Source organism: Cognatishimia coralii (assembly GCF_037478305.1).
GTDB lineage: Bacteria > Pseudomonadota > Alphaproteobacteria > Rhodobacterales > Rhodobacteraceae > Cognatishimia > Cognatishimia coralii.
Genome location: NZ_JBBGAZ010000037.1, coordinates 1 through 977 on the forward strand (window position 1 = coordinate 1; position 977 = coordinate 977).

Here is a 977-nt window from a genome sequence, read left to right on the forward strand (position 1 = left end):
CCCACGTCAATATTCCCAACACGATTGTCCTGGAACGAGATAATCTCTGCTGAAATCTCATAAGTCGTTGGACCATCTGGTGTTTCTACGTCTGGCACAGAAATTGTCAGCGTCGCGTTGGAGACGCTGTCGCGATACAGAACGAACCCACGCGGATCGGCGACCATGCTTCCGGTGTACCCGGATAGTTCAAACAAGTTGGGGTCCGCCCAGGTGTCGACACCGTCAACGATGGAGGCCGCGACGGCTCCCCAATCGGCGTTATTGCCGTTCAAAGACAATACCATGCCGTTGGTCACATTCAGGCTTTGCGCGGCCTGCAAAGGCGTGTCGATGGAGCCAACCGCGCGGAAGACCTCGGTGAGGCTCTGGTTTTCGTAATCCAGAACATAGAAAAGGCCTGCGTTTGGCACAGTCGAGCTGTCTGCGATCGCCAGCGAGAATGCTTCGGCGCTGGTGCCTTCTTCGGCGACTTCACCGCTGATCGCCTGCGCAACTGGCGCGTCGTTGCCACCGGTGACAGTCACGGTCACGGTGTTCACAGCCGTCGCACCATGGGCGTCTTCAGCGGAGACTTGGATCGTTACGTCTCGGGTCTCACCCAGTGCGAGATCTTGGAAATCGGCACCTGAGTCGAAAGTCAGGGTCGTGCCGGAAATCGACGCGCTGCCTTCACTTGGCTGACCGGTCACGCTGTAAGTGAGCGTTGAACCATCATCGTCGCTGTCCACGTCAGCGCCCAGAGCTGCGAGATCCACGTCAACCGTCGCGCCGTCTTCATCGGCAGAAGCGAGTGCTGCCGCAAGAGTTGGAGCGTCGTTGCCACCGGTTACGGTCACAGTCACGGTGTTCACAGCCGTCGCACCATGGGCGTCCTCGGCGGTAACTTGGATTGTCACATCGCGGGTTTCGCCCACGGCCAAGTCTTGGAAGTCCGCGCCCGGATCGAAGGTCAGCGTTGTACCAGAGATGCTTGC

General features: G+C 58.8%; 1 protein-coding gene. It reads right to left on the reverse strand.

Going from position 1 to position 977, the window contains the following annotated elements; genetic code table 11:
* The coding region (locus tag WG622_RS19195; RefSeq protein WP_339404913.1) for a VCBS domain-containing protein at positions 1-977 on the reverse strand (977 nt) is incomplete at both ends.